The organism is Arthrobacter sp. TmtSoilC79, from assembly GCF_059739405.1.
Map to the genome: position 1 here is coordinate 3,357,432 of NZ_AP046051.1, position 24,936 is coordinate 3,382,367.

The 24,936-nt window shown below is 64.1% G+C and carries 24 protein-coding genes and 1 riboswitch; of the genes, 7 read left to right on the plus strand and 17 right to left on the minus strand.

Annotated elements, in window-relative coordinates; all coding sequences use genetic code 11:
- Positions 1-3: 3 nt before the first annotated feature.
- Entirely contained in the window at positions 4-927 is a 924-nt protein-coding gene (locus tag AC6JA3_RS15290) for a glycoside hydrolase family 43 protein (protein WP_497920229.1), read from the plus strand.
- Positions 924-3,137, plus strand: coding sequence for a hypothetical protein (locus AC6JA3_RS15295; protein ID WP_026547513.1), 2,214 nt, complete (start codon positions 924-926; stop codon positions 3,135-3,137). Before AC6JA3_RS15290 ends, AC6JA3_RS15295 begins: the two co-directional genes overlap by 4 nt.
- On the opposite strand, the gene AC6JA3_RS15300 is transcribed toward AC6JA3_RS15295, so the two are convergent.
- From AC6JA3_RS15300 to glyA, 14 genes are all read right to left on the minus strand, one after another.
- A complete protein-coding gene (locus AC6JA3_RS15300; protein WP_162150377.1) occupies positions 3,134-3,286 on the minus strand; it encodes a YMGG-like glycine zipper-containing protein in 153 nt (50 codons plus the stop codon). The two genes, AC6JA3_RS15295 and AC6JA3_RS15300, sit on opposite strands and share 4 nt — an antisense overlap.
- A 23-nt stretch (positions 3,287-3,309) precedes the next feature.
- Positions 3,310-4,395 carry a YihY/virulence factor BrkB family protein gene (locus AC6JA3_RS15305; RefSeq protein ID WP_026542866.1) on the minus strand — a complete coding sequence of 362 codons (1,086 nt, stop codon included), beginning with the start codon at positions 4,393-4,395 and terminating at the stop codon, positions 3,310-3,312.
- Positions 4,322-4,999: a 2'-5' RNA ligase family protein gene (locus AC6JA3_RS15310; RefSeq protein WP_026542867.1), complete on the minus strand. Its 678-nt coding sequence runs from the start codon at positions 4,997-4,999 to the stop codon at positions 4,322-4,324. Before AC6JA3_RS15310 ends, AC6JA3_RS15305 begins: the two co-directional genes overlap by 74 nt.
- 4 nt (positions 5,000-5,003) lie before the next feature.
- Positions 5,004-6,113, minus strand: coding sequence for a tryptophan--tRNA ligase (trpS, locus tag AC6JA3_RS15315; RefSeq protein WP_026542868.1), 1,110 nt, complete (start codon positions 6,111-6,113; stop codon positions 5,004-5,006).
- Positions 6,114-6,133: 20 nt separating this feature from the next.
- Positions 6,134-6,967, minus strand: coding sequence for an exodeoxyribonuclease III (locus tag AC6JA3_RS15320; RefSeq protein ID WP_026542869.1), 834 nt, complete (start codon positions 6,965-6,967; stop codon positions 6,134-6,136).
- Between the two features lie 10 nt (positions 6,968-6,977).
- Complete coding sequence (locus tag AC6JA3_RS15325; RefSeq protein ID WP_026547514.1) at positions 6,978-7,544, minus strand: hypothetical protein; 567 nt, start codon at positions 7,542-7,544, stop codon at positions 6,978-6,980.
- A 139-nt stretch (positions 7,545-7,683) separates the two neighbouring features.
- A complete protein-coding gene (locus AC6JA3_RS15330; protein WP_497920230.1) occupies positions 7,684-8,517 on the minus strand; it encodes an ABC transporter permease in 834 nt (277 codons plus the stop codon).
- Positions 8,514-9,311 (minus strand): ABC transporter permease, encoded by a 798-nt coding sequence (locus AC6JA3_RS15335; protein WP_497920641.1) that lies wholly within the window; start codon positions 9,309-9,311, stop codon positions 8,514-8,516. The genes AC6JA3_RS15330 and AC6JA3_RS15335 overlap by 4 nt, the downstream gene beginning before the upstream one ends.
- 74 nt (positions 9,312-9,385) lie before the next feature.
- Entirely contained in the window at positions 9,386-10,315 is a 930-nt protein-coding gene (locus AC6JA3_RS15340) for an ABC transporter ATP-binding protein (protein ID WP_026542873.1), read from the minus strand.
- A gap of 184 nt (positions 10,316-10,499) precedes the next feature.
- Positions 10,500-10,820 carry an SHOCT domain-containing protein gene (locus tag AC6JA3_RS15345; RefSeq protein ID WP_497920231.1) on the minus strand — a complete coding sequence of 107 codons (321 nt, stop codon included), beginning with the start codon at positions 10,818-10,820 and terminating at the stop codon, positions 10,500-10,502.
- 149 nt (positions 10,821-10,969) lie between these two features.
- Entirely contained in the window at positions 10,970-11,635 is a 666-nt protein-coding gene (locus AC6JA3_RS15350; protein ID WP_497920232.1) for a response regulator transcription factor, read from the minus strand.
- Positions 11,632-12,768, minus strand: coding sequence for a sensor histidine kinase (locus AC6JA3_RS15355; protein ID WP_497920233.1), 1,137 nt, complete (start codon positions 12,766-12,768; stop codon positions 11,632-11,634). The genes AC6JA3_RS15350 and AC6JA3_RS15355 overlap by 4 nt, the downstream gene beginning before the upstream one ends.
- A gap of 292 nt (positions 12,769-13,060) precedes the next feature.
- Positions 13,061-13,954, minus strand: a complete 894-nt coding sequence (locus AC6JA3_RS15360) for a bifunctional methylenetetrahydrofolate dehydrogenase/methenyltetrahydrofolate cyclohydrolase (protein WP_497920234.1) — start codon at positions 13,952-13,954, stop codon at positions 13,061-13,063.
- Positions 13,955-14,104: 150 nt separating this feature from the next.
- On the minus strand, positions 14,105-15,400 hold the full coding sequence (glyA, locus tag AC6JA3_RS15365; protein WP_026542877.1) for a serine hydroxymethyltransferase: 1,296 nt from the start codon (positions 15,398-15,400) through the stop codon (positions 14,105-14,107).
- Between the two features lie 129 nt (positions 15,401-15,529).
- A riboswitch (ZMP/ZTP riboswitch) is annotated at positions 15,530-15,615 on the minus strand.
- A gap of 35 nt (positions 15,616-15,650) precedes the next feature.
- Here glyA and purU point away from each other — a divergent pair.
- The 3 genes from purU to AC6JA3_RS15380 all read left to right on the plus strand — a co-directional run bounded on the left by purU (position 15,651) and on the right by AC6JA3_RS15380 (position 17,783).
- Entirely contained in the window at positions 15,651-16,502 is an 852-nt protein-coding gene (gene purU, locus AC6JA3_RS15370) for a formyltetrahydrofolate deformylase (protein WP_026542878.1), read from the plus strand.
- A gap of 21 nt (positions 16,503-16,523) precedes the next feature.
- Complete coding sequence (locus AC6JA3_RS15375; RefSeq protein WP_497920235.1) at positions 16,524-17,192, plus strand: class I SAM-dependent methyltransferase; 669 nt, start codon at positions 16,524-16,526, stop codon at positions 17,190-17,192.
- Positions 17,193-17,261: 69 nt separating this feature from the next.
- Complete coding sequence (locus AC6JA3_RS15380) at positions 17,262-17,783, plus strand: gamma carbonic anhydrase family protein (protein WP_497920237.1); 522 nt, start codon at positions 17,262-17,264, stop codon at positions 17,781-17,783.
- 74 nt (positions 17,784-17,857) lie between these two features.
- Here AC6JA3_RS15380 and AC6JA3_RS15385 read toward each other — a convergent pair whose 3' ends face one another.
- Positions 17,858-19,561: a flavin monoamine oxidase family protein gene (locus AC6JA3_RS15385; RefSeq protein ID WP_497920238.1), complete on the minus strand. Its 1,704-nt coding sequence runs from the start codon at positions 19,559-19,561 to the stop codon at positions 17,858-17,860.
- Positions 19,558-20,988 carry an amino acid permease gene (locus AC6JA3_RS15390; protein ID WP_497920642.1) on the minus strand — a complete coding sequence of 477 codons (1,431 nt, stop codon included), beginning with the start codon at positions 20,986-20,988 and terminating at the stop codon, positions 19,558-19,560. The genes AC6JA3_RS15385 and AC6JA3_RS15390 overlap by 4 nt, the downstream gene beginning before the upstream one ends.
- 194 nt (positions 20,989-21,182) lie before the next feature.
- Here AC6JA3_RS15390 and alr point away from each other — a divergent pair, with 194 nt between their 5' ends.
- Positions 21,183-22,430: an alanine racemase gene (alr, locus tag AC6JA3_RS15395; protein ID WP_254779277.1), complete on the plus strand. Its 1,248-nt coding sequence runs from the start codon at positions 21,183-21,185 to the stop codon at positions 22,428-22,430.
- Positions 22,420-24,030, plus strand: a complete 1,611-nt coding sequence (locus AC6JA3_RS15400) for a PucR family transcriptional regulator (RefSeq protein ID WP_497920239.1) — start codon at positions 22,420-22,422, stop codon at positions 24,028-24,030. Before alr ends, AC6JA3_RS15400 begins: the two co-directional genes overlap by 11 nt.
- Here AC6JA3_RS15400 and AC6JA3_RS15405 read toward each other — a convergent pair.
- Positions 24,027-24,869 carry a carbon-nitrogen hydrolase family protein gene (locus AC6JA3_RS15405; protein ID WP_091550856.1) on the minus strand — a complete coding sequence of 281 codons (843 nt, stop codon included), beginning with the start codon at positions 24,867-24,869 and terminating at the stop codon, positions 24,027-24,029. The genes AC6JA3_RS15400 and AC6JA3_RS15405 overlap by 4 nt on opposite strands.
- Positions 24,870-24,936: the final 67 nt, after the last annotated feature.

Below are 24,936 nucleotides of genomic sequence, written 5' to 3' on the forward strand. Positions count from 1 at the left end.
GCCGTGCCGCCCCTGCCCCTGGACCGGATCCAACTCCGGGACCCCTTTGTGCTGACCCAACCGGCCACCGGAAACTACCTGCTCTTCGGCAGCACGGATAAGAACATCTGGTCCGGCCAAGCCACCGGATTCGACTGCTACAGGAGCAGCGACCTGACCACGTGGGACGGCCCCTTCGAAGCCTTCAGGCCCCCACCAGGCTTCTGGAGCCAGGAGCAGTACTGGGCTCCGGAGGTCCACGAATACCAACGGCGCTACTACATGTTCGCGACGTTCATCGGCCCCGGCCGCCTCCGTGGAACCCAGGTTCTTGCCGCTGATAAACCTGAGGGACCCTATGAACCGTGGAGCGAGGGCCCTGTCACTCCTGCAAACTGGCAGTGCCTGGACGGCACCCTTCACCTGGATGCAGAAGGAACACCGTGGATCATTTTCTGCCACGAATGGAAGCAGGTGCACGATGGCGCCATGATGGCCCAGCGACTCAGCGCCGACCTCCGGAATGCCGTGGGCGTTCCTGTTTTCCTCTTCAGTGCCTCGGAGGCGCCATGGGCGCGCGCCCTCGATGTTCCCTCCGTCCGTGACCGGGAATTCCCTGTTTTCGTCACCGACGGTCCGTTCCTCTTCAGGCTCAGCAGCGGCAACCTCATCATGCTTTGGTCCAGCTTTGGCGATGACGGTTATGCCATGGGCATTGCCCGCAGCGAATCCGGAACAGGGCAGGGGCCATGGGTCCAGGAAGCAGAACCGCTCTGGAGCACGGATGGGGGGCACGGAATGATCGGCCGATACCTGGATGGCAGCCTGTTCCTGACGCTCCACCAGCCCAACAAGACGCCCTTTGAACGGGCTGCGTTCTTCCCGCTCAAGGAACTCGAACACACCGTCACACTTGCCGGCACCGTCCCTCCCGAAAGGCTGACATGACCCCTCCATCCCCTCCCATCGATCGCAAGGCACTGGTCCGGCGGCACAACGTCCGCCAGGACCAACTGGATCCACGCAGTCCCGTCTCCGTGGGCAACGGCGAGTTCGCCTTCACCATGGACCTCACCGGGCTGCAATCATTGCCCGACCACTATCCAGTGGGGGCACGCGATGAACTGCCGCCAGGAACACTCCTGGGGACCCAGGCCCAGTGGGGTTGGCACTCTGTACCCCCGCCCCACCCTTACGACCTCGCCGGCTCGACCGTCCTCTACGATTCACCCCGCGGCCCTGTCCCCTACGTGGACATGGTGGGTGAGATTGTGAACGATCGTGAAACGGATACCTCCCTGGCCGAAACCTGGCTCCGGGCCAATGCCCACCGGCTGGACCTGGGACGCATCGGATTCCGGTGGAGGGACCATCGAGGTGAACGTCCCCTCGAGCCGGCAGACATTGTTCAGACGGAACAAACGCTGGACCTCTGGACGGGCTCGGTCATCAGCCGGTTCACACTTGCCGGGCACCCCGTTAAAGTCACGACGGCGTGCCACCCGGACCGGGATGAGCTCGGCTTTCGCATCGAGTCCACTGCCCTTGCGTCGGGCTTGGTGGTGGGCATTGGCTTCCCGTACGGCTCCGAGGCATGGCACGACGCTGCGGACTGGACCCGGCCTGAGGCGCACACAACCACGCTCACTGGACCGTCCCCCGTGGACGAACATCACGGTGCTGCAGTGTGGACTGCACACAGGGAACTGGATGATTCCCATTATCGGGCCATCATTACCGGACAGGACCTGGCGGTGGAACAAGCCGGGCAGCACCACGTGGTTATCGCCCTGGCAACGTCCGGGGCGTTGTCCGTACCAGTGCTGGACTTCTGTGTTGAGTTCCGGTCCGCCGGGCACGGCGACTGCATCCCGCGAGGCAACAACAGGCCCGCCGGCCACGCCGGGCAGCCGGCCGGCTCCGCAAAGGCGGGCACCGGCGTCGAACTTTCTCCCGCCGGTGCCGTCATCGAAGCCTCAGCCATCCACTGGGCGGCGTTCTGGTCCTCGGGCGGAGCGATCGAGCTCGATGCCACCGACGATCCGCGCGCCAAGGAGCTGGAACGCCGGATTGTGCTGTCCCAGTACCTCACCGCGATCAACTGTTCGGGGTCTTTGCCGCCGCAGGAAACAGGGCTGGTGTGCAACTCGTGGCGTGGCCGTTTCCATCTGGAAATGCACTGGTGGCATGCGGCGCACTTTGCGCACTGGAACCGGGTGGAACTTCTGCTCCCGTCCTTGCGGTGGTACTCCACGGTGCTGGAGACCTCGCGGCAGACGGCCAAAGCGCAAGGTTTCGACGGCGTCCGCTGGCCCAAGCAGGTAGGTCCGGATGGGCGCGAGAGCCCCAGCCCGATCGGGACATTTTTGATCTGGCAGCAGCCGCACCCCATCCACCTCGCCGAACTGGTGTACCGGGCCAACCCGGGCACGGAGGTGCTGGAGGAGTTCGCGGAGATCGTTTTCGAGTCAGCCGCCTTCATGGCAAGCTTTGCCCACCCCAGCCCGCGCAGCTTCGAACTGGGGCCTCCCCTGATTCCGGCCCAGGAAAGCTACGGCTCGATCCGGTCCAAGGTCACCAATCCCACCTTCGAACTGGCGTATTGGCAGTGGGGCCTGCGGACGGCGTCAGAGTGGCGGGAAAGGCTGGGGCTGGAACCTGTTGCGGCATGGTCCGAGGTAGCAGATGGCATGGTCCCACCACGGGTGGTGGACGGCGTGTATGCCGCGATCGACGTCGAGCCCTTCACCATACGCACCGACCATCCCTCCATGCTGTGCGCCCTCGGGGTCCTTCCGCAGACCGACCTCATTGATCCGGACCTCATGCGGGCCACGCTGTCCGATGTCTTGGCCGACTGGGACTGGGGCAGCACATGGGGTTGGGACTATCCGGTGATGGCAATGACTGCCGCGCGGCTTGAGGATCCGGAAGCCGCCGTTGATGCGCTGCTCCTGGACGCCGGGAAGAACACCGTCCTGGCCAACGGCCACAACCGGCAGACGGACTCATTGCCGCTGTACCTTCCCGGTAACGGCGGACTCCTGGCCGCTGTGGCCCTCATGGCGGCCGGCTGGGACAACGGACCGGAACGGCAAGCACCGGGGTTCCCCGCGGACTGGACCGTTGCCTGGGAGGGGCTGGTGCAGGCTCCCTAGCTGCGGCGGGGGCCCACTGCTGCGCCCACGAGGGCCCCCAACCCAACCCCGACGAGGATGCCCAGGAACGGTGAATTGAAGATCAGCTGGCCAACGATCAAACCGACGGCAGCGCCCAGGAGGCAGCCGATCCACAGTTGATTGTTCATGGCGTCTCCCGGAGTAGGTGGTCTCAGGTGCGGGGAATGACTCTGCGGGACCCCAGGACCTTTTTGCGCGGAGCCTCCCCCGATTCAGTATCGGCCTCGCGAATGGCTGACCACGACGCCGACACCAGATACACCTGGCTCACCAGATTGAACCAGATCAGCAGGCCGATGATGATGGCAAAGGAAGCCAGCACCGGGTTGTTGCCGGAGCGGGCCAGGAGCTCGGTGCTGAAGAACTGCAGGACAGTGGTCCCCACGCCTGCGAGCACAACCCCCTCCAGGAACGCGCGGCGCCCCAATTTCAGGCTGCCTGCGATCCTGAACAGTACTGCCGCCGTCGCGCAGTTCAGGAGGAGGGGAACCACGATCTTGACCGTGGAGGCGATGGGCGCGGCCACTGCCTCATCGAGCTTCAGCAGGGCGATGAACCAGTCGGCAGCTGTTCCAAAAATCAGGGACGCACCTGCACTGATGATGAGGATGACGCCCAGCAACACCAGGGTGCCGGCATCGATGAGTTTCTGGAGGAGGCCGTTGCGCATGAGCGGATCAGCGTTCATTACCCCACGGAGCCCCTCCCTGACACTGGCAATCCAGCCCAGGGAGGTGAAGATGGTGACGGCTGCGGCAATCAGTGCTGTCCAGCCGAGTCCGGAGGGGTTCAGGAGCGTTTGCGGATCCACCAGGCCTTCGCCGCCATTGACCTGCAGGAGCCCAGGCGCTGCGGAAGCCACACTGCCGATGACAGCGTCTTCCAGCACCGGGTTGCCGCCCAGGACGATCCCGGCGATCGCGAAGCCCGTGGTCAGCAGGCCCGTCACGGAGAAGAACATGTTGAACCCGATGCCTGCACTCAACAGAGGCCCATGCTGGCGTGTGTAGTGCTGGAAGGCACGCATGGCCCGAATGGTGTTCAACCTGGCCATGAAGAGGGCGAAGAAAGCACCCGCTTTCTTCGGCAGGCCTTCACCTGCGCGCTTGGCGTGACCCCAATCCTGCCTCTTGCGAAGCAGCTCAAGTTTGAGCTTGGCCAGCTCAGTTGGCAGCGGAGGAACGTCCGCCTGTGTGGCGTGAATCCGCTTGCTGTTCTTCGTCAGTATCGCCGCCAAAGTCGAGCTCTTCCCGTAGCTGCCATATTCCATTGGTGTCGTGCTCGTAAAGTCCCATGCTAACCACAGGGAAGGTGGCCCGGTAATCTCTGAGCACCGTTTCGGCCTCATCCAGGTTTTCCTGGGCAACATCATGCGCCACAGTGACGTGCGGATGGTACGGGAAAGGCAGCAACCGTTCGAGGGGCCCGGATTGAAGTTTCTCGTGCAACTGCACGCACTCTTCAAAGCCTTCTTCGACGTTGACGAACACCACAGGTGACACCGGGCGGAAGGAACCCGTGCCCGAGATGGTGATGTGGAAGGGCTCCTGGGTCCGGGCTACTTCGCGGACATGTTCCCGGGTGGCCGCCCAGTCCTGGGTGGGCGTCGTGGTGATCAGGGTGATGTGGGCGGGAATGACTTCGGCCATGGGGTCGCCGAACGATGCACGCCATTCCTGCAGTTCGCGGGCGATCTCAGGTGGAAAACCAAGGATGACGCCAACACACATGGTGCTGCCGTCACCGCAGTCGGCGCCAGTGGCACCGCTCTGGCGAGAGTCGTCCGGACCGACACCCTTGCGGGTGTCGGTCTTGACGTTGAGCCGGCCAGCAGAGCACATGGAGTTAGCGGACTCCCAGGTCGCGGTGGGCATCTCCGCGGTAGGGCAGGAAACCGACCTTGGAATAGACATCGGCCAGGGTTGCTGAGGCGATTTCACGCGCCTTGTCTGCGCCGAGAGCCAGGAGTCGGTCCAGTTCCGCAGGATCTGCCAGGAGCTCGTTGGCCCGCTCCCGGATGGGTGCCAGATGGCCGGAGACGAGTTCGGCCAAGTCAACCTTGAGGTGCCCGTACATCTTGCCCTGGTAGTCGGCCACGATCTTCTCCACGGGAGTTCCACTGATGGCCGAGTAGATGGTCAGCAGGTTCGAAACACCGGGCTTGTTCTCACGGTCGTAGCGGATCTCGGTTTCGGTGTCCGTGACAGCCGACTTGATCCGCTTGGCCACCGTCTTGGGATCATCCAGGAGGTTGATCAAGCCGGCGGGCGATTCCGCGGACTTTGACATCTTGGCGGTGGGGTTCTGGAGATCGTAGATCTTGGCCGATTCCTTCTGGATGAAGGCCTCGGGCACCTGGAACGTCTCTCCGAACCGGCTGTTGAACCGGTTGGCGAGGTCCCGGCTGAGTTCCACGTGCTGGCGCTGGTCTTCACCCACCGGCACACCGTGCGGCTGGTACAGGAGAATATCGGCGGCCTGAAGGATGGGGTAGGTGAACAGGCCAACGCTTGCGTGGTCCGAACCCTGCTTCTGCGCCTTGTCCTTGAACTGGGTCATGCGGGCCGCTTCGCCCATGCCGGTGATGCAGTTCAGGACCCAGGCGAGCTGGGCGTGCTCGGGGACCTGGGACTGGACGAACAATGTGCACTTGTCCACGTCCACACCGCCGGCGATGTACTGGGCAGCTGTCACACGGGTGCGCCGCGCAAGTTCTGCCGGATCCTGCGGGACTGTGATGGCGTGCAGGTCCGGGATGAAGTACACGGCGTCATACTCGTCCTGCATCCGAACCCAGTTGACCAAGGCGCCGAGGTAGTTGCCCAGGTGCAGGGAATCGGCGGAGGGCTGCATTCCGGAGAGAACCCGGTGCTTGGCGCCGACGGCGAGTTTGGTGGACGTGCTGGTCTGCGGCGCGGCCACAGTGCCGGTTTCAGTGGTGATGGAACTAGTCATGGAGGAATACCTTAGGAAGCTTAGAGCCGGTAGTCGACTACCAGCGGTGCATGGTCGGAGAAGCGGGTGTCCCACGACGGCGCCCGGTCCACGACAGCCGAGAAAGCGGCTGCTGCGAGGCCCGGTGTGGCCAGGTGGTAGTCGATGCGCCAGCCTGTGTCAGTGTCAAAGGCCTTACCGCGCTGGGACCACCAGGTGTAGGGGCCGGCGACATTTCCTGCCAGGCCCCTGTGGACATCCCTCCAACCGATTTCTTCGCCGAGGAAGCGGTCAAAGTAGGCTCGCTCCTCCGGAAGGAAGCCGGCACGCTTGACGTTGCCCTTCCAGTTCTTGATATCCAGTTCGGTGTGTCCGACGTTGAGGTCACCCACCACCAGGGCGTGGTCGCTGTGCTTGGCGAGTTCCGGCAAGCGGACCGTCATGGCGTCGAGGAAGCGGAATTTATCATCCTGCTTGGGGGTGCCGACTTCTCCGGAGTGCACGTAGGCGCTGACGACGGTCAGCGTGGCGGGTTCCCCGGCGGAGTTCTTGACGGCGTAGTCGGCTTCAACCCAGCGGCCTGAGGTGTCGAAATAGGAATCGCCGATCCCAATGCGCGTGGCGGTGGGCTCTTCGCGGGAAGCAATCGCCACACCGGCCCGGCCCTTGGCCTCAGCTTCGGTGTGGAGGATGTGCCAGCCTTCGCCGATCAGCTTCCTGACGATGTCATCAGGCGCGCGGACCTCCTGCAGGCAGAGAATGTCAACATCGCGCGGCTCCAGCCATTCCGCCATGCCGTTCTTGTAGGCAGCCCTGAGGCCGTTGACGTTAACTGACGCGATGCGAAGGAAGTCCTTCTTCAATGCCGTACTCACCCGGTCCACTCTAGTCGATGATGGTGCCGGCTACGGGCTCGTCAGAGCCGCCGGAGGACTTGATCATGTCGCGCGCATTGGTAGCTGTAATGGCAATGGTTTCCAGCGCGCGGTTGATGGTGTCCTGATCGGCTGCACCACCCTTGGCCCGTTCCTCGTCCACTACGCGGACTTGGACCTGGACGATCTTGAACGAGTGGTCCAGCTTGAGGTCCCGAACCTCGTCGGTCTTGCTGCGTTCGGCGACGACGCGGGTACCCCCGTTGTCGGCGGTGGACGACGACGGCGCGCGGCCGGCTGCGGCGTTGAACGCATTTTGCGCTTCGGTCAGCTTTGCGCCGGCACGCTGCGCGGCCCTGCGGATGCTGAGCACCACGAAGGTGGCCAGGGCAAGCCAACCGAAGGCCACTACTGCGACGACCCAACCCACAACATCGTTCTGGTTGGCCGCGAAGATCACGGCTACCAGGAACGCGATGATGACAACGGTCATCCCCAGGCCGCCAATGCGGAAGCCTTTGAACATGCCTTTGCCGGCGGGAGACGTGGACGGGTGCGGGTCACCGAGAGATTGCATGGATCCATTCTCTCAAACGCTCAAAGGTGCCTGCGCCAGCTTCCACGGACGGCGAACACCAGCCCCCAAGCCCCGGGTTTTTGTACAGCTAATGCCCCCAAGACGCCTCTTTCGGGGCATTAACTGTACAAAAACTCCATCACTTAAGGAACAGCTGGCGCAGCCTTCCGGTGGTCAGCATGATCCCCAGAGCGATCATCACCCCGTAATAGCCCACGTGGATTGCCGTGGCAGGGCTGAAGGAGCCCACGCTGATCTGCCGCAGCAACTCCACCCCGTGCCAGAGGGGCATGGCCTGGATGAACCACTGAATCACCTGCGGGTAGACGCTGAGCGGGTAGAACGTGGCACTGAACAGGAACATGGGCAGGAGGAAGAAGTTGATCCAATCCATCTGTTGGAAGGTCTTCATGAAGCTGGTGATGCCCATGCCGAAGCTCGCGAAGCCAAAGGCGATCAGCACCGAGGCAGGAATGACCAGGATGGCCCACCAACTGGTGAGCAGCCCCATGACACCCATCACGGCGGTGAACCCCGTGGCGTAGAGCAAGCCGCGCAGAAGGGCCAGGAAGATCTCGCCGATCGCCACATCCAGGGGCCCCAGGGACGTGTAGAGCATCCCTTGGTAGAGCTTGGCAAAGTTCATCTTAAAGAAGACGTTCCAGGTGGAGTCGTAGATGGCGCCATTCATTGCCGAGACCGCCAGGAGTGCCGGGGCAATGTAGGCGGCGTAACTGATTTCCTCACCACCAGGGCCTTGCACGGTGCCCACGATCGAGCCCATGCCCACGCCCATGGCCAGCAGGAACAGCACCGGCTCGAAGAATCCGGACACCATCACCAGCCAGGTGCTGGACTTGGCCGCCATCAGCCCCCGGCCTACCACTGCCTTGGCGTTGCGGGAGTACAGCGAACCGAACTTTCGCTCACGGGCAACGTCCGTGGCGCTGTGCCCGCCTGTGAGGACACTCATGAGCCCATCCTTTTCACGAATTGGCGGCGCACCATGATCCAGCCGACGGTGGTTGTCGCCAGCAGGAACACCACGTGGGTGATGGTCAGCAAGGGATTCTGGTCCATCCCGTAGGTGAAGACCCGGCCCAGCTCCGTTCCATGCCACACCGGTGAGATCCAGCCGATCCAGCGAACCGCGATGGGAAGGGAATCCAGCGGGAAGAACGTCCCGGAGAAGAGGAACAAAGGCATGACGATGAACCGCTGCACCAATGCGAATTGCCCTTTGTCTTGCTTGATGCTGGCGGCATAGGCCATCAGCGGCAAACCAAAGGACAGCGCCGCAACTGTTGCCACAACGGCAGACACCCAACCCCAAGGGCTCGGCGAAGCTCCGAACAACGCCACCACCACGAAGTAGACCACGGACTGCAGGAGGAACCTCAGGGTGCTGGCCATGATGTGGCCGCTGGCGATTTGCTCGGGAATCAACGGCGAGGCGTGCGGGCCGTAGAACACGCGGCGCCACTTGAAACCGTCCATGATGGGGTAGGAGAACTCCCCCGATGCCGTCATCACCGCCGCGGAGACCAACAATGCCGGAGCCACAAACTCCAGATAGCTGACACCTCCGAACGCTGCCTCGCTGTTGGCATCCACCAAGCTGGCCAGTCCCACGCCCATGGCAAAGAGGTACGCCACCGGTTGGCCCACGCTGTACAGGATCACGGACCACCCGTAGTTGCGCATGACGCGGAGCACCTGCTCCGCGTAGAAGAAGGAACCCCATCGCCGCGCCCTGGCCGCCGACACCTCAGGTGAGTGGGCCCGCAACGGTTGCGCCGCCGTCGTGATTGGTTTGTTTGTTGAGTCAGTCAACTGTTCCCCTAGTCAACGAGGCTCCTGCCGGTCAGCCGCAGGAACACGTCCTCCAGCGACGAGCGGCGCACCAGCGAGGTCATCGGATGCAGCCCACGGGCAGAGACCTGCTCCAGCGCGGCCTCGCCGTCGTGGGCGTAGATCAACACGCGGTCAGGCAGTGTCTCCAAACGCTCACCAATGCCTTGGAGCTCGACGCCGATGGTCGCGTTCCGCTCGGATCCAAACCTGAGTTCAAGTACTTCACGCGATGAGTGCTCGCGGATGAGGGTCGCCGGGGACCCCTCGGCCATGATCCGACCCTTGTCCACCACGATCAGGCGGTCGCACAACTGCTCGGCTTCATCCATGTAGTGCGTGGTGAGGATCAGCGTGACGCCGCTTTCCTTCAGCCGGAACAGCCTGTCCCAGAGGATGTGGCGCGCCTGCGGATCAAGGCCGGTGGTGGGCTCATCCAGGAGCAGGATCCGGGGCTCGTTGATGAGGGACCGGGCAATCGTGAGCCTGCGCTTCATGCCGCCTGAGAGGGCATCGACCTTGGAATTGGCTTTATCCGTCAGCTGCGCGAATTCCAGCAGTTCATCGGCCTTTGGCTTCAAATAGCTCAGGGGCAGGCCGAAGTAGCGCCCGTAGACGATCAGGTTCTCGCGGACTTTCAACTCTTCGTCGAGGTTGTCCTGCTGCGGAACCACGCCAAGGTGTGCCCGGACCTCAGGGCCGTTCGACTCGGGGTCCAGGCCCATGATGGTCAACGAGCCGGACGTTCTCTGGGACACGCCACCGATCATTTTCATGGTGGTGGACTTGCCGGCGCCATTGGGGCCAAGCAGCCCGAAGGACTCCCCCGCCGGCACGTCGAAGGAGATGTTGTCCACGGCAGTGAGCTCACCATAGGACTTGGTGAGGTTCCGGGCGCTGATGACGAAGGGGCGGTTCATGCCGACGCTGGCTTGCGGGGACTCTGACTGTTTTGATGACGGTTTTGATGACTGTTTTGATGACGGTGTAGCAGAGCGGGTCGCTTCATTGTGCACCCTCAGCAGACTAGTAGCGCCCACCGACATGTGAAAGGGCTCTTGCAGATATTCCTGCATGAGCCCTCTCGATTCCGTATAGATCCCGTCAACTGCCCGGCTGCGAGCGCAGGACCTCCAACCGCTGCCTGAACTCGGTTTCGTCAATTTCTCCGCGGGCATACCGCTCACGGAGTACGCCCTCTGCCCCTTGCGCTGCGGCCCAGTGATGGTTCCTCCACCACGTCCTCCGGGCGAGGAAAATGAACAGGCCGATCACAAGAATCCAGAACAACGGGAACAACAGGAAGAACGGCCACGCTACGCCGTCTCCCCACGGCCCGTGCATTGCGACGGCGGCCGGTACCTGTGCCAGTGTGCTCCCGGATGTTGTGGTCGCCCCGATGATGGAAGTCAATGCGGTGAACATGTCGATGATCCAAACTCTCTCCGCCGGTGCCGGCGCGAACCGTCTTTCGGCTCTGGTTCGAGTCTGCCGATCGGCGGGCGGCGTGGCGTCCGCCGTCGGGAGTCACCTTGGGAGGCCCCGCTACTCCCGGTGGAGTCGCCTGGGAAGGATCAGCTGCTCCAGCCGGGCTTCACCAAACCCGACTCGTAGGCGAGGACTACCAATTGCGAGCGGTCGCGGACCATCAGCTTGGTCATGATGCGCGAAACGTGGGTCTTGGCTGTCAGTGGTGTGATGAAGAGCCGCTGGGCGATCTCGGCGTTGTTCAGGCCCTCTCCCACCAACGCCAGGACTTCGCGCTCACGTTCGGTCACCTGTTCCAGCGGGATGACCTTCGCCGCCGCCCGGCTTTGCGAGGCAAGCTGGGCCATGATGCGCCGCGTCACCGAGGGCGAGAGCAGTGCGTCTCCGTCGTGTACTACCCGGACAGCCCGGATGAGCTCGGCCGGCTCGGTGTCCTTCACCAGGAACCCTGCCGCACCGGACCGGACGGCCTCGGCTATGTACTCATCGAGTTCGAAAGTGGTGAGGATGATGATGCGGGTACCGGCCAGGTCAGGGTCGCTGAGGATTTCCCGGCCTGCGGCAAGTCCGTCCTGGTCCGGCATGCGGATGTCCATGAGGATGACGTCCGGTTTGTCGCGGGCAGCCAAGCGGACAGCCTCCCGACCCGTCCCCGCCTCAGCCACAACTTCCATGTCCGGCTCGGCGTCCAGGAGTGCGCGGAAGCCCGCCCGAATGAGTGTTTGGTCATCGGCGAGAAGGATGCGGATCACGGCGTGTTTCCTTCCGGTTCAGTCGGCAAGCCGGCGTGGACTCGAAGGCCCGGGTCCAGTTCATGGAGGGTGAGCGTACCGCCCAAGGCCGACGCCCTCTCCCGCATCCCCGTGAGGCCGTTGCCTGGGGCCGCGCCGCGCATGCCACCGCCGTCGTCGTCGATGGTCACGGTCAGCAGTCCGGCGGCTTCAAGGATACGCACGACGGCGGATTGGGCGCCTGAGTGCCTCCCGACGTTGGTGAGGGCTTCCTGGATGATCCTGTAGGCGGCTTCCTGCACGGCCGGGGTGATGGCGCCGTGGTCGGAGTTGTCCTCCAGTGTCACCTGCAGGCCGCTGAACCCGGCGTTTTTCACGAGACCGGGGACTTTGGCCAGGCCGGGACGGGCTGCCGGTGCCAGCGGGACGTCCTCCCGCAGCACGCCCAGGAGTTGCCGGACCTCTGTGAGTGACTCCTTGCTGGCGGCCTTGATGGCTTCCAGGGCCGGCCTGAGCTTCTCGGGATCGTCGGCGCCAACATGCAGCGCCACCGATGCCTGAACGTTGATCATGGAGAGCGAATGGGCAACGACGTCGTGGATGTCCCTGGCCAGGGTGAGCCTGTATTCGTCGCGCTCGGCCTTTTGTGCTTCCTCGCGGCGCCTGCGGAATTCGGCCAAGCGTTCGCTCCGGCGCCGGAAACCCTGCCCGATCAGCACAAGGATCGCAGCCCACGCCACGCCTGCGGAGGCCCGCACCGCCCAGTTGGGGTCCCCCGGGAGGAGGGCAGCAGTGATCACCGCGGCCGCAGCGATCCCGGCCCCCGTCCACGCTTGCCAGCGCAGGCCTGCCGCTGCCGTCAGCACGATCCCCAGCGCCAGGGACAACACCACCGGTCCCCACGCATAGCCCAAAGCCAGGTAGGTCCCTGTTGCCAGGAGAGCGACCGGGAGCATCACCTGCGGGGCACGCCTGCGGAAGGCCAACCCTGCCGGTCCAGCCAGGAGCAGGAGGATCGCCAGGGCGTCCAGTGGCCGGGGCGCGTCCTGGCGGCCGGCGGAAAACAACGTCCCCACCACTTGGACCACTGCCACAGTGATGACGATAAAGCTCGTGGGCGGGCCGGCGAATCGGCGCTGGCCCGGAAATGGCACTGACCCCGAACGCCTTGGGGACCCCTCGGGCCTTGGTGACCCCGCGGGTCTGGACTCCTGTGGCCCGGACTCAGGGGGCCTGGGCTCTGGGAATCGGGGCTGCATACACAGAGCCTAGCTGTGCTCCACGGGTGAGTCGTCGGGCTAAAGGAGCAGCCCGCCTACTCCCGGAGGAGTACGCGGGCCGCGGAGCATGCGGGGCCGTTTCGGGGGTTCCCTGCAAAAGATGCCGTGCGCACGGCATCTCCTGCAGCTTGGCCCCGAAACGGGCTCCGGATGAGTTCGGGGGAACCTAGGCGATGCCTGCCTGACGCTCAGCACTCTCCACGACGTTCGCGAGCAGCATGGCCCGGGTCATCGGACCCACGCCGCCCGGGTTCGGGGACAGCCAGGCGGCGACGTCGGCAGCTGCCGGGTCCACATCTCCGGTGACAACAGCCTTGCCGTTGCCGTCGTCCACGCGGCTGACGCCGACGTCGAGCACTATGGCGCCCGGCTTGAGGTCTTCGGCCTTGATCATGTGCGGCACACCGGCAGCGGCGATCACGACGTCGGCCTGCCTGAGTTCCGCCGGCAGGTCCACCGTTCCGGTGTGGGCAAGGATGACCGTGGCGTTGACTTCCTTGCGGGTCAGCAGCAGTCCGATGGGGCGGCCGATGGTGACGCCGCGGCCAACCACCAGGACACGCTTGCCCTTGAGCTCAATGTTGTGGCGGCGGAGCAACTCCACGCAGCCCTTGGGCGTGCAGGGCAGCGGGGACTTCATCTCGCCGTTGACGTTGGCCACCAGGCGGCCAAGGTTCATGGGGTGCAGGCCATCGGCATCCTTGTCAGGATCCATGGCTTCGAGGATGACGTCCTGGTCGATGTGCTTGGGCAACGGCAGCTGGACGATGTAGCCGGTGCACTCAGGGTTGTTGTTGAGCTCGCGGACAACCTCCAGGAGGTCTTCCTGGCTGATGTCTTCGGGGAGGTCGCGGCGGATGGACTGGATGCCAACCTCTGCGCAGTCCTTGTGCTTGCCGCCGACGTACCAGGTGCTGCCGGGGTCCGAGCCCACCAGGATGGTGCCCAGGCCCGGGACGATTCCCTTGGCGGCGAGGACGGAAACGCGAGTGGTCAGTTCTGCCTTGATGGCTGCGGCGGTGGCCTTGCCGTCAAGGATCTGTGCGGTGGACTGTGTCATTCCATCTGCTCTTTCTGGTGGGTGACCTGTGTGGAGAAGTCTCGTAGGAGGCTCATGCCAACGGGACCCGCCGCCGTAGGTGTGGCGGCGGATCCCGTCGGCTCCGGGTCAGAGCCCGGGTGGTGCTTGTCTATCCGCGGAAAATGCGGATTACCACTGCTCGTGCTGCGGGTACAGCGGGAAGTCAGCGGCCAGCTTGTCAACGCGTGCCTGGAGGGCTTCCACGTCCGTAGCCGAACCGGCCTTCAGCGCGGCGGCGATGATCTCGGCAACCTCGGTGAACTCGGCAGCACCGAATCCGCGGGTAGCCAGGGCAGGGGTACCAATGCGGAGGCCGGAGGTCACCATCGGCGGGCGGGGGTCGAACGGAACAGAGTTGCGGTTCACGGTGATGCCCACCGAATGCAGGAGGTCCTCGGCCTGCTGGCCGTCCAGCTGGGAGTTGCGGAGGTCAACCAGCACCAGGTGGACGTCGGTGCCGCCGGTGAGGACAGAGACGCCGGCTTCGGCGACGTCGGACTGGTTCAGGCGGTCGGCGATGATCTTGGCACCCTCGAGCACGCGCTCCTGGCGTTCCTTGAACTCCTCGCCGCCGGCGATCTTGAAGGCAACGGCCTTCGCGGCGATCACATGCATGAGCGGACCGCCCTGCTGGCCCGGGAAGACGCTGGAGTTCAGCTTCTTGGCCCACTCCTGCTTGCCCAGGATCACACCGGAACGGGGGCCGGCCAGGGTCTTGTGGACCGTGGAGGTGACGACGTCGGAGTACGGCACCGGGCTGGGGTGCAGTCCTGCTGCAACCAGGCCCGCGAAGTGCGCCATGTCAGTCCAGAGGAGTGCGCCAACCTCGTCGGCGATCGAGCGGAAGGCAGCGAAGTCGAGGTGGCGCGGGTAGGCGGACCAGCCGGCGATGATGACCTGCGGCTTCTCGGCAATGGCCTGCTCGCGCAGCTTGTCCATGTCGATGCGGAAGTTCTCTTCTTCAACCTGGTAAGCGGCTACGTTGTAGAGCTTGCCGGAGAAGTTCAGCTTCATGCCGTGGGTCAGGTGCCCACCGTGTGCCAGGGACAGGCCAAGGATCTTGTCGCCCGGGGTGATCATGGCGGAGAGCGCAGCAGCGTTTGCCTGTGCACCGGAGTGCGGCTGGACGTTGGCGTACTCGGCGCCGAACAGTTCCTTGACGCGGTCGATGGCGAGCTGCTCAGCGACGTCGACGTATTCACAACCACCGTAGTAGCGGCGGCCCGGGTAGCCCTCGGCGTACTTGTTGGTCAGGACGGAGCCCTGGGCTTCCATGACGGCGCGGGGGGCGAAGTTTTCGGAGGCGATCATTTCCAGGGTGCCGCGCTGGCGGCCAAGTTCCTGGTTGAGGACAGCTGCGATCTCAGGATCGAGATCGGCGAGCGACTGGTTGCTGACAGACGCGGAAGTGGTTGAGGTAGTCACGGAGATCTCCTGGCTAGGCAACGGGTGGTGCTACAGGTCAGGCTACCGGCAGCAGCATTCCCGCGTCCCCTTGGTTACGGCCGTTTGATGCGGCAGGGAGCGGTCACGTGCGTGCAGCGGTAAGACATGACCCTCGGCCCAGGCGTACGATCCGTGGTCTTCATGATTGTCGCTCCCTGGTGGTAGTCCACCCAACGCCAGTTGCGACCCGTTAACAGTACAACAACGTGGCACAGGTAGGCTTGATCGTGTGACTGACTCCACCGCTTTCGTTATTACACTCTCCTGCCCCGACCGCCCCGGCATTGTCCACGCGGTAGCCGGGGCCCTCCTGGGGTCCGGCTGCAATATCGCCGACTCCCAGCAGTACGGAAGCCCCAGCACAGGCAACTTTTTCATGCGGGTGGAGGCTACGACGTCGTCCTCCCAGGAGGAGCTGACCGCAGCGCTCCGACCCGTGGCCGAATCCTTCGGCATGACCTGGAAGATCAACCCGGTTGGCGAAAAGGTGCGCACCATCATCCTGTGTTCCAAGGATGCGCACTGCCTCAACGACCTCTTGTTCCAGCAGCGCACCGGCACCTTGCCCATTGAGGTTCCCGCCATTGTGTCCAACCACCGTGACCTGGAGTCGTTGGCGGAGTTCTACGGCATCCCGTTCCACCACATCCCCGTGACGCCGGACACCAAGCCGCAGGCCGAGGCACAACTGCTGAATCTGATCGCCGAACACGACGTGGAACTGACCGTCCTGGCACGCTACATGCAGGTCCTCTCCAACGATCTGTGCACGGAGTTGAACGGCAAGGCCATCAACATCCACCACTCGTTCCTCCCCTCCTTCAAGGGCGCCAAGCCGTACCACCAGGCGCACGCCCGCGGTGTGAAGATCATCGGCGCCACCGCCCACTACGTGACGGCAGACCTCGACGAGGGCCCGATCATCGAGCAGGAAGTCATTCGCGTTGACCACGCGCGAACCGCTGCCCAGTTCGTCCAGATGGGCCGCGACGTCGAAGGCCGCACGCTGGCCCAGGCTGTCCAGTGGCACGCCGAACACCGGGTACTCCTCGATGGCACCCGCACCGTGGTGTTCAACTAGCACTGCTCCTATGCTGAGGGTATGCGGGGCATTCCTCACGCCGAGCACGAGGCTGATTTGGCGGTCTACTACGACCGTCAGGCACCTGTCCGGAACACCCGCGCGCTCACGCCACACCGTGTCGAGTGCAGAGAATGGTTCATCGGGCTCCTGAAATCCGAGCACCGTCACTCGTTGTTCGAATTGGGGTGCGGCACGGGCATTGAGGGCCTGGAGTTTGTCCGCGCCGGATTGCACTACACCGGGGTGGACTTGTCCTCTGAGAGCGTCCACTTGGCACGCTCGGCCGGATTGGAAGCTTCGGTTGCCAGCGGCCGCGGCCTGCCGTTTCCGGATGCTGTCTTCTCAGCCTCATGGACCATGAGCACCCTGCTCCACGTTCCCAACAGCGGAATTCACGACGTCGTCAGCGAACTTGTGCGGGTCACCGCACCAGGTGCGCCAATCGCCGTCGGGCTCTGGTCAGGTGAGGATGATGAGGTCCTGAACCCGGAAGACCTGGAGGAACCGCGGCGTTTCTTCAGTCGCCGGAGCGATGACACCGTGCTCAGGATTTTCGGCGGGCATGGCTCGGTTGAGCATTTCCGGACGTGGCCTGAGGGTGTGGGCGCGGAGTCCGGGCCGGGCGCGGGCAACTGGGTACAGCACTACCAATTCCTGGTCCTCCGCACCCCGGCCCCAACCAGGTGACAGCAAACGTCCCACTGACGGCCCATAGCGACGTTTGCTGTTACCCAGTTGGGAAATAAGCTGGGCACCATGGCTCCCTCTTACACTTTTGCCGGGGACACCCCGGCCATCCATGAATCCGCCTTCGTTGCGCCCACGGCTTCCATCATCGGCAAGGCCACGTTGGCGCAGGACTCCAGCGCCTTCTACGGCGTCTCCGTCCGCGCGGACACAGCTGCGATCAGCGTCGGCGCAGGCTCCAACCTCCAGGACAACGTGGTCCTCCACGCCGACCCCGGCTTCCCCTGCACGGTCGGCGAGCGCGTCTCCGTGGGGCACAGCGCCGTAGTCCACGGCTGCACGGTGGAGGACGACTGCCTGATCGGCATGAGCGCAACCATCCTCAACGGCGCAGTGATCGGCACGGGCTCGCTCATTGCCGCCGGCGCCGTGGTGTTGGAGGGCACGGTCATTCCCCCACGCTCCTTGGTGGCCGGCGTACCTGCGAAGGTCCGCCGGGAACTCACCGATGAAGAGTTCGACGGCGTGAAGCACAACGCCGCGCACTACAAGGAACTCGCGGCGGCGCACCGGGACATGCACGCCTCTTAACGCGTAATGCGAGGCCCGCTCTGCATCCTAACTTGGGGGTTTAGGATGCAGAGCGGGCCTCGCAACGTATAGAACTAGTCCAGGGAAATCGGGCCGAGCTCGTCCAGGAGGTCGCCCGGACCGGGGTTTGAGGCAACTGAAGAACCACCCAGGTGGTTCACCACGCCCCACACAGCATTCAGGCCGGTGGTCACGGCGCCCTCGGCCCAGCCGGCGGTGAAGGACACGTCATCGCCGGCGAGGAAAATCCCGCGCTGGTATTCCGGAAGCTGGTCCTGCTTGAAGTGCGTGAACAGACGTTGCTGGTAGCGGTAGTGACCGGGCAGGTTTGCCTTGAATGCACCCATGAAGTTGGGGTCGGCCTCCCAGGAAACGGTGATCGGCTGCCCGATGATGTGGCTCGCGACGTCCACGCCGGGATAGATCTGTTCCAGGGAGTGCAGCATGAGCTTCACGCGCTCCTCGGCAGTCAGCGCCAGCCATTTCAAGGCGTCGTCGTTCCATGTGTAGGACAGGAGCATCACGGCGGGCTTGTCCGGGCCGTCGTCGAGCAAGTACGTGGCCCGGTTGAGGCGGTCGGTGAGCGTCATGGACAGGACCTCGCGCCCGGTCTCCCGGTCGATGTCCTTCCAGAACGGCCGGTCCACCATCACGAACGTCTTGGACGACTGCATGTAGTGCGAGCGCTCGATCGCGGTCCACAATTCTGCCGGGAACAGCGCTTCCTCGGTGTGGATCCGGGTGGACAGCAGCCAGGACTGGCAGGTGGTCACCACGGCCTGGTAGGTGGCTTCGCGTCCCCAGTTTTCGCGGACCAGGAGGTCGCCGTTCTCCGCGCGGCGGATGTTGTCCACGGCGCCCCGCGGCGAACCGCTGTGGAGCGATGACAGAGAGGTGCCTTCGGGCCAATAAGCAAGGTTCGACGGCGCGTGCTGCCACAGTGCCTCGGGCAGCCTTTGCGCTCCTCCCGCAATGGAGCGGTGCTGGTCATCGGCGTCCGTGTAGACAACCCGCAGGATTTCGAGGATGGAGTTGGGGAAGTCAGTATCCCAACCGCCCGTGCCGAAGCCCACTTGGCCGAACGCTTCACGGTGCGCGAATCCGGCTTCCTTGAAGGACTTGCTGGCGGCGATGAAGCCGTAGAAGGTCTGCTCATCGAGTTCCGGGAGGAGCGCGTTCCAGAGTTCCTTGATCCGCTTGGTGTCGCGGGCCTTGATGGCTTCCTGCATCTGGGCGAAGGCCGCGCCATCGTTGACTGCAGCCTTCCAGGCGTCGGCCACTTCGAGGAAGAACTCCGGAAGTTCATCCGCCGTGGTGGCGTAGTGCTTCTTACCGGCGAGTTCGATGACCGTTGAGGACGTGGCGGGGGCCATGGGGTTGGGGAACTCGTTGGTATCCAGGCCCAGCAGATCCACGTAGTGGTAGAACGCCTTGCCGGAGACTGGGAATCGCATGCCGCCAAGATCTGCCACCACGCCGGGAGCCGAGGGGAAGCTGGCGGTCCGGAGGCGTCCACCGATCTGGTCGGCCTCGTAGATCACGGGCTTGAGGCCAAGCTTCATCAATTCATAAGCGGTGACGAGCCCGGACAGGCCGGCACCGATGATGGCCACTTCCGTACCGTAGAGCTCCTCGGGAACGGAGCCCAGTCCGTCGGGGTGGGCCAGGTAGTGGTCATAGCTGAAGGGGAAGTCCGGATTCAGCATGGTGATGGGGGCACCCGTTGCGTCAGGGGCTCCGGGTTCCTCGATCAGGGGAAGTTCTGTGGCGATGGTCATGACTTTGCTGCTTTCACAGATTCCGGGCCCACGGCCCTGGTGGTCAGTTCACGATAGTCCTGCTCGCTGAGCGCGGCTACCTTGGAGTTCCGGCGTCCATAGCCGAAGTAGATGGCGATGCCCACCAGCATCCAAACACCGAAGGTGATCCAGGTGTCGGCGCCCAGGTTGAGCATCAGGTAGGCACACATCAGCGTGCCCAGAATGGGAGTGATCGGGTACAACGGGACCTTGAAGCTCCGTTCAAGGTCGGGACGGTTGCGTCGCAGGTAGATGACTGCAACGTTGACCAGTGCGAAGGCGAAGAGTGTGCCGATGCTGGTGGCGTCAGCCAACGCACCCAGCGGGACCAGGCCGGCAGTGAGGGCGACGGCGGTTCCGATGATCAGCGTGCCGGCAACCGGAGTGCCGGTGCGGCGGGAGACGCGTCCAAAGACCTTTGGCATCATCCCGTCCCGGGACATGGAGAGCATGATGCGGGTCTGGCCGTAGAGCACGGTCAGCACGATGCTGGCGATGGCCAGCACAGCGCCGATGGAGAAGACCAGGGCAACCCAGGGCTGGCCGGTGAGCTCATGCAGGATCTGGACCAGGGCAGCTTCTGTCCCGTCGAACCAGTCCCAGGGGCGGGCACCGATGGCTGCCACGGCAACCAGGACATAGATGGTGGTCACAATCACCATGGAGAGCATGATGGCTCGAGGCAGATCGCGCTTGGGGTTCCTGGCTTCCTCGCCGGCTGTGGAGGCGGCGTCAAAACCGATGTAGGAGAAGAAAACACTGGACGCTGCTGCGGACACGCCGGCCGCGCCCATGGGCAGCAGTGGCTCGAAGTTCCCTGCGTTGAAGGCAGTGAATGCCACGGCGCAGAAGAAGATCAGGATGCCCACCTTGACCATGACGATCGCCGTGTTGATCCAGGCGCTCTCCCGGGCACCCCTGACCAGCAGGACCATGGCCAGGATCACGATCACCATGGCAGGGACGTTCACCAAGCCACCGTCACCTGGCGGCTGGCTGATGGCATCGGGAAGGAACTGGCCGAAAGCGGCCAGGGTTTCATTGACATACTGCCCCGCGCCGACGGCGACTGCTGCCACGGAAACGGCGTATTCGAGCACAAGGCACCAGCCGCAGATCCACGCCATGCCCTCGCCCATGGTGGCGTAGGAATAGGAGTAGGACGAGCCGGCCACCGGAACAAGGCCGGCCATTTCGGCGTAGGACACGGCGGAGAGCAGCGCAGCCAAACCTGCGATCACAAAGGAGATCCAGATGGCGGGGCCCGCCAAAGGCACGGATTCGCCGAGGATCACCAGGATGCCGGTGCCCAGCGTGGCGCCGACGCTGATCATGGTCAGTTGGAGGACGCCGAAGCTGCGGACCAGCGGCGTACCGCCCTCACCGCTTCCTGCTTCGCTGACCATCTGGCCAATCGGCTTGCGGCGCAGCAGCTGAGCTCCCAGGCTCGGCCTCGTGGCGCTCACCGCCGTTGTATTTTCGGTGTTCACAGGCACGGTCACCCTTGACGTCCCTTCAAAGTAGTTTCGATTTCCCCTCCACAAGACTGGCATGTGAGCCACCTCTCACCATGGTGCAAAATGACCTATAGTGTTCAACCATGAGACGTAATGCACACTATCAAGGAGCCGCTTCAGCGGCCCTCTCGGGACAGGTCACCGTGGACCTGTCCGCGATTTCAGACAACATCAAAGCCTTGAAGGCACGCACCGCAGCGCCGCATTTCATGGCCGTCGTCAAAGGCAACGCCTATGGCCATGGACTCATCGACGTAGCCCGCACCGCTGTAGCCGCGGGGGCCGACTGGCTCGGAACTGCCCAGCTCAGCGAGGCCATCGCCCTTCGCAAAGCCGGCATCAGCACCCCCATCCTTTCGTGGCTGTATCTGGCATCCCAGACGAGTTCGGCCATCCTTGAGGCACTGGAAAACGACATCGATGTTTCCCTCGGAAGCGTCAGCCAACTTGAGGTTCTGGCAGGCATCGCACAGCGGGTGGGCCGGCCCGCCGTCGTGCATCTTGAACTGGACAGCGGCCTGAGCCGCGGAGGAGCACGGAAGGAAGACTGGGCAGAACTTGTGAGGCAGGCACGCCTGGCCGAACTGGACGGCACGCTCCGCGTCCGGGGGCTCTGGACCCACTTGGCCTGGGCCGACGTTCCTGCCCACCCGGGCAACGCCACCGCCGTGGCCGAGTTTGAGGACGCTGTGCGGGAGGCCCGGGAAGCCGGCCTGAATCCCGAACTCCGCCATGTTTCCAGCTCCGCCAATATCCTTGACCGGCCCGAATTCCACTTCGACATGGTTCGGGCAGGACTGGCCATCTACGGCCTGGCACCTGCGGACCACCTGAACCCGGCTGACTTTGGACTGCGGCCGGCACTGAGTGTGACGGCACCGCTGGTCATGGTCAAAAAAGTTCCGGCAGGCACCGGCGTCAGCTACGAACACCAGGCCATCACCTACGAACCGCGCTACCTCGGACTCATTCCACTCGGCTACGCGGACGGCATCCCCAAGGGCATCAGCGGGAGGTCAGTGGTGAACATTGCCGGCCGCAGTGTCCCTGTGATCGGCAAGGTGTGCATGGACCAGTTCATGGTGGACCTGGGTCCTGATGCCTCAGGGATCAACGTCGGGGACACGGCAGTATTGTTCGGCGACCCGGCCAGCGGGGCGGCGAGCGCCGACGATTGGGGCGCCGCGATCGGCAGCCACGGCGACGAAATCATCAACAGGATCGCCCCGCGCCTTCCGCGTGCCTACGCAATCGGTGCCGACCAGAACGCCGCCTACCAGTGCCCGGACTACCAGGAGCCGGCCGACGCCGGGCAGGGCAATGTCGCCTGAGCCCGCCACCTCCCGCCTGAGTTTCGTCACGCTCGAACAGTTTGTTGAGCAGCTGCCGCCGGAGTTGAGAATGCTTCACGACGGCGGCAGCGGCTCGTCGCTGCTGCGGTGGGTGGAACCCAGTGAGCTCGAAGATCCCACCCCGTACTTGCCAGAGGGTGAGTTCCTGTTGACCGCCGGGCTGCCCTTCCTGGGGAAGGGTGGCTCGGCGGCAAAGGTGGACGCCTATGTGCGGCGGTTGGTGGAGGCGAAGGTTGCTGCGCTGGGTTTTGGCATCAGGCCCTATTTCGACGCCGTGCCTGATGCTTTGCTCGGCGCCTGCCGGAAGCATGGCCTGACCTTGTTCGAGGTACCGGAGTCTGTTCCGTTCGCCGCCATTGGACTGGAGTTTTCACAGCTCCTGGAGACCGACAACGCGAGGGTCTTTCGGCAACTGGCAGAGACCAACCGTCAACTCATGCGCGCGGTCCTCTCCCCCAGGCCTGAACACGAGCTCCTGGCAGCACTGGTTCAGCGGGTCCCTGTGTGGGCCATCCTGGTGGGTGCGGACGGGCGGGTCCGGGCGCGCGGGCACAGTGCCGGCGGCAGCACCGGCGTCGAGCATTCCTTGTTGGCGCCGATGCTGGAGCGGCTGCTGTCCGGCAGCGGTCCGCGCGTGGAGATGGACGGCTTCGAGGAGGCGGGCTCGTCCTTGGTGGTTGGACATCCGCTCCGCAGTACCAAGGATGCAAACCTTGGCGCGCTTATCCTTGGCTCGGATACTCCGTTGACGCCTGCCCAGAACAACGTGGTGCAGTCGGCCGTGGGGCTGTTGGAACTGCTGGTGCGGCAGAGAACCAGCGGCTCGCTGGCTCCCAGCCAACTGGCAACAGCGGTGCTGCTCCATCCGGATTCGCTGGCTTCCGGCTCAACCAAACAGCTCAATGGGCTCAAGGACCTGCTGGCCCAGAGCTTGTCCTCCACCAGGTCCGGGCAGATGCGCGTGGTTCAGGGCATCAGGGTGGAAGGCGCAGCCGACGACGGCCCGGTTCGTGAGCTGCTGCAATGGCGGAGGCTGTTCGACACCAAACTGGTGGAGATCACCGAGTACGGATTCGCGGCGATAACCCGGCTGAAGGTGGACGACGCTTTGCTGGCCGACATCGAGAAACTGGGATGGCGCCTGGTGATAGGCGAACCCACCGAGCTGACGGGCCTGACCGCTGCCTACCAACGGGCCACGTCACTGCGGAGCCGGGTGTTGACCACCGGCAAGAGCGCGCGCGTGGACGAAGTGACGTGGTCAGTTGCCGGGCTTCTGGGACGCGAAGCCGGAACCATGCTTGCCGGACGGCTCCTTGGACCGGTGTTGTCGCTGGAGGCGGACCGGCGCGATCCGTTGCTGGCCGTCCTGCGCGGTTGGCTTAGCGAAAACGGCAGCTGGGACGGTTCGGCCAAACTCCTTGGGCTCCACCGGAACAGTGTCCGCCGGCAGATCGGGGTCCTGGGCGAACTGCTGGACATGGACCTCAACCAGGCACAGGTGCGGGCCGAGCTGTGGTTCGCGCTCCAGTATGTGGAGGAGTTGATGCAGGCAGGGGCAGACGGGATGGTCGCCTAGCTGCGCTGGTCCCATTTCCCGTAGAGTTCCGGCCGGCGTTCGCGCAAGTACGGGACTTCCTCCCGCGCCGCTTTCACCGTGTCCGTGCCGACCTCCGCGAACAGCAACGTTGGGGAATCCCCCGCCGCGGCAAGCAACGATCCATCCGGCCCGGCAACCACGCTGCCGCCCAGGAAGTTGTACACATCCTCGTGCCCCGCGTGGTTGGCATAGGCCACATTCAGCTGGCTTTCCAAAGCGCGGGCACGGATCAAGACCTGCGGCACGTTGTCGAACCCGGCCGACAGGGCCGTGGGAACGAGCAGCAGTTCAGCGCCGCGGGTTGCTGCTGCCCGCACGGCCTCCGGGAATTCGACGTCGTAGCAGATCAGCATGGACGTCCGGATTCCGTTGAAATCCACGACGGCGGGAGGTTCTTGGGCGGCGACGAATGCCTTGTGCTCCTCCGGACCGAAGAGGTGCACTTTTGCGTAATTGAGGACCTCGGCACCGGAGTCGTCCAGCAAAGTAGCCGTGATGTGCCAGCGGTTTGCAGCGGCAGCCGGCTGCGCGCCGTCGTCGTGCGCCGGCAGTTCCGTACTGACCGCCGGAAGGCTGTAGACCAACCCGATCCCATGCGTCCGCGCGATCCCGGCCAGGCGTTCCCGGATGTCCGGAAGGGTTGCCGGGTCCAGCTCAGCGTGGAGGCGCAACGGCGCGTATCCAACAGGGAACAGCTCGGGAGTGAGCAGCAGGCCGGCGCCGGCCTGGGCTGCGCGCCGGGCGGCGTCGTCGATCGTTTTGAGGTTGGCGTCGACGTCCATGACGGAAGCATTCGCCTGCAGGACGGAGAGCAGCATCTTTACCACCTAGGTTTTCGCCTGGTACCGGCGCTCACGAGGATGCCGGACGTTTCTTGGTTCCAGA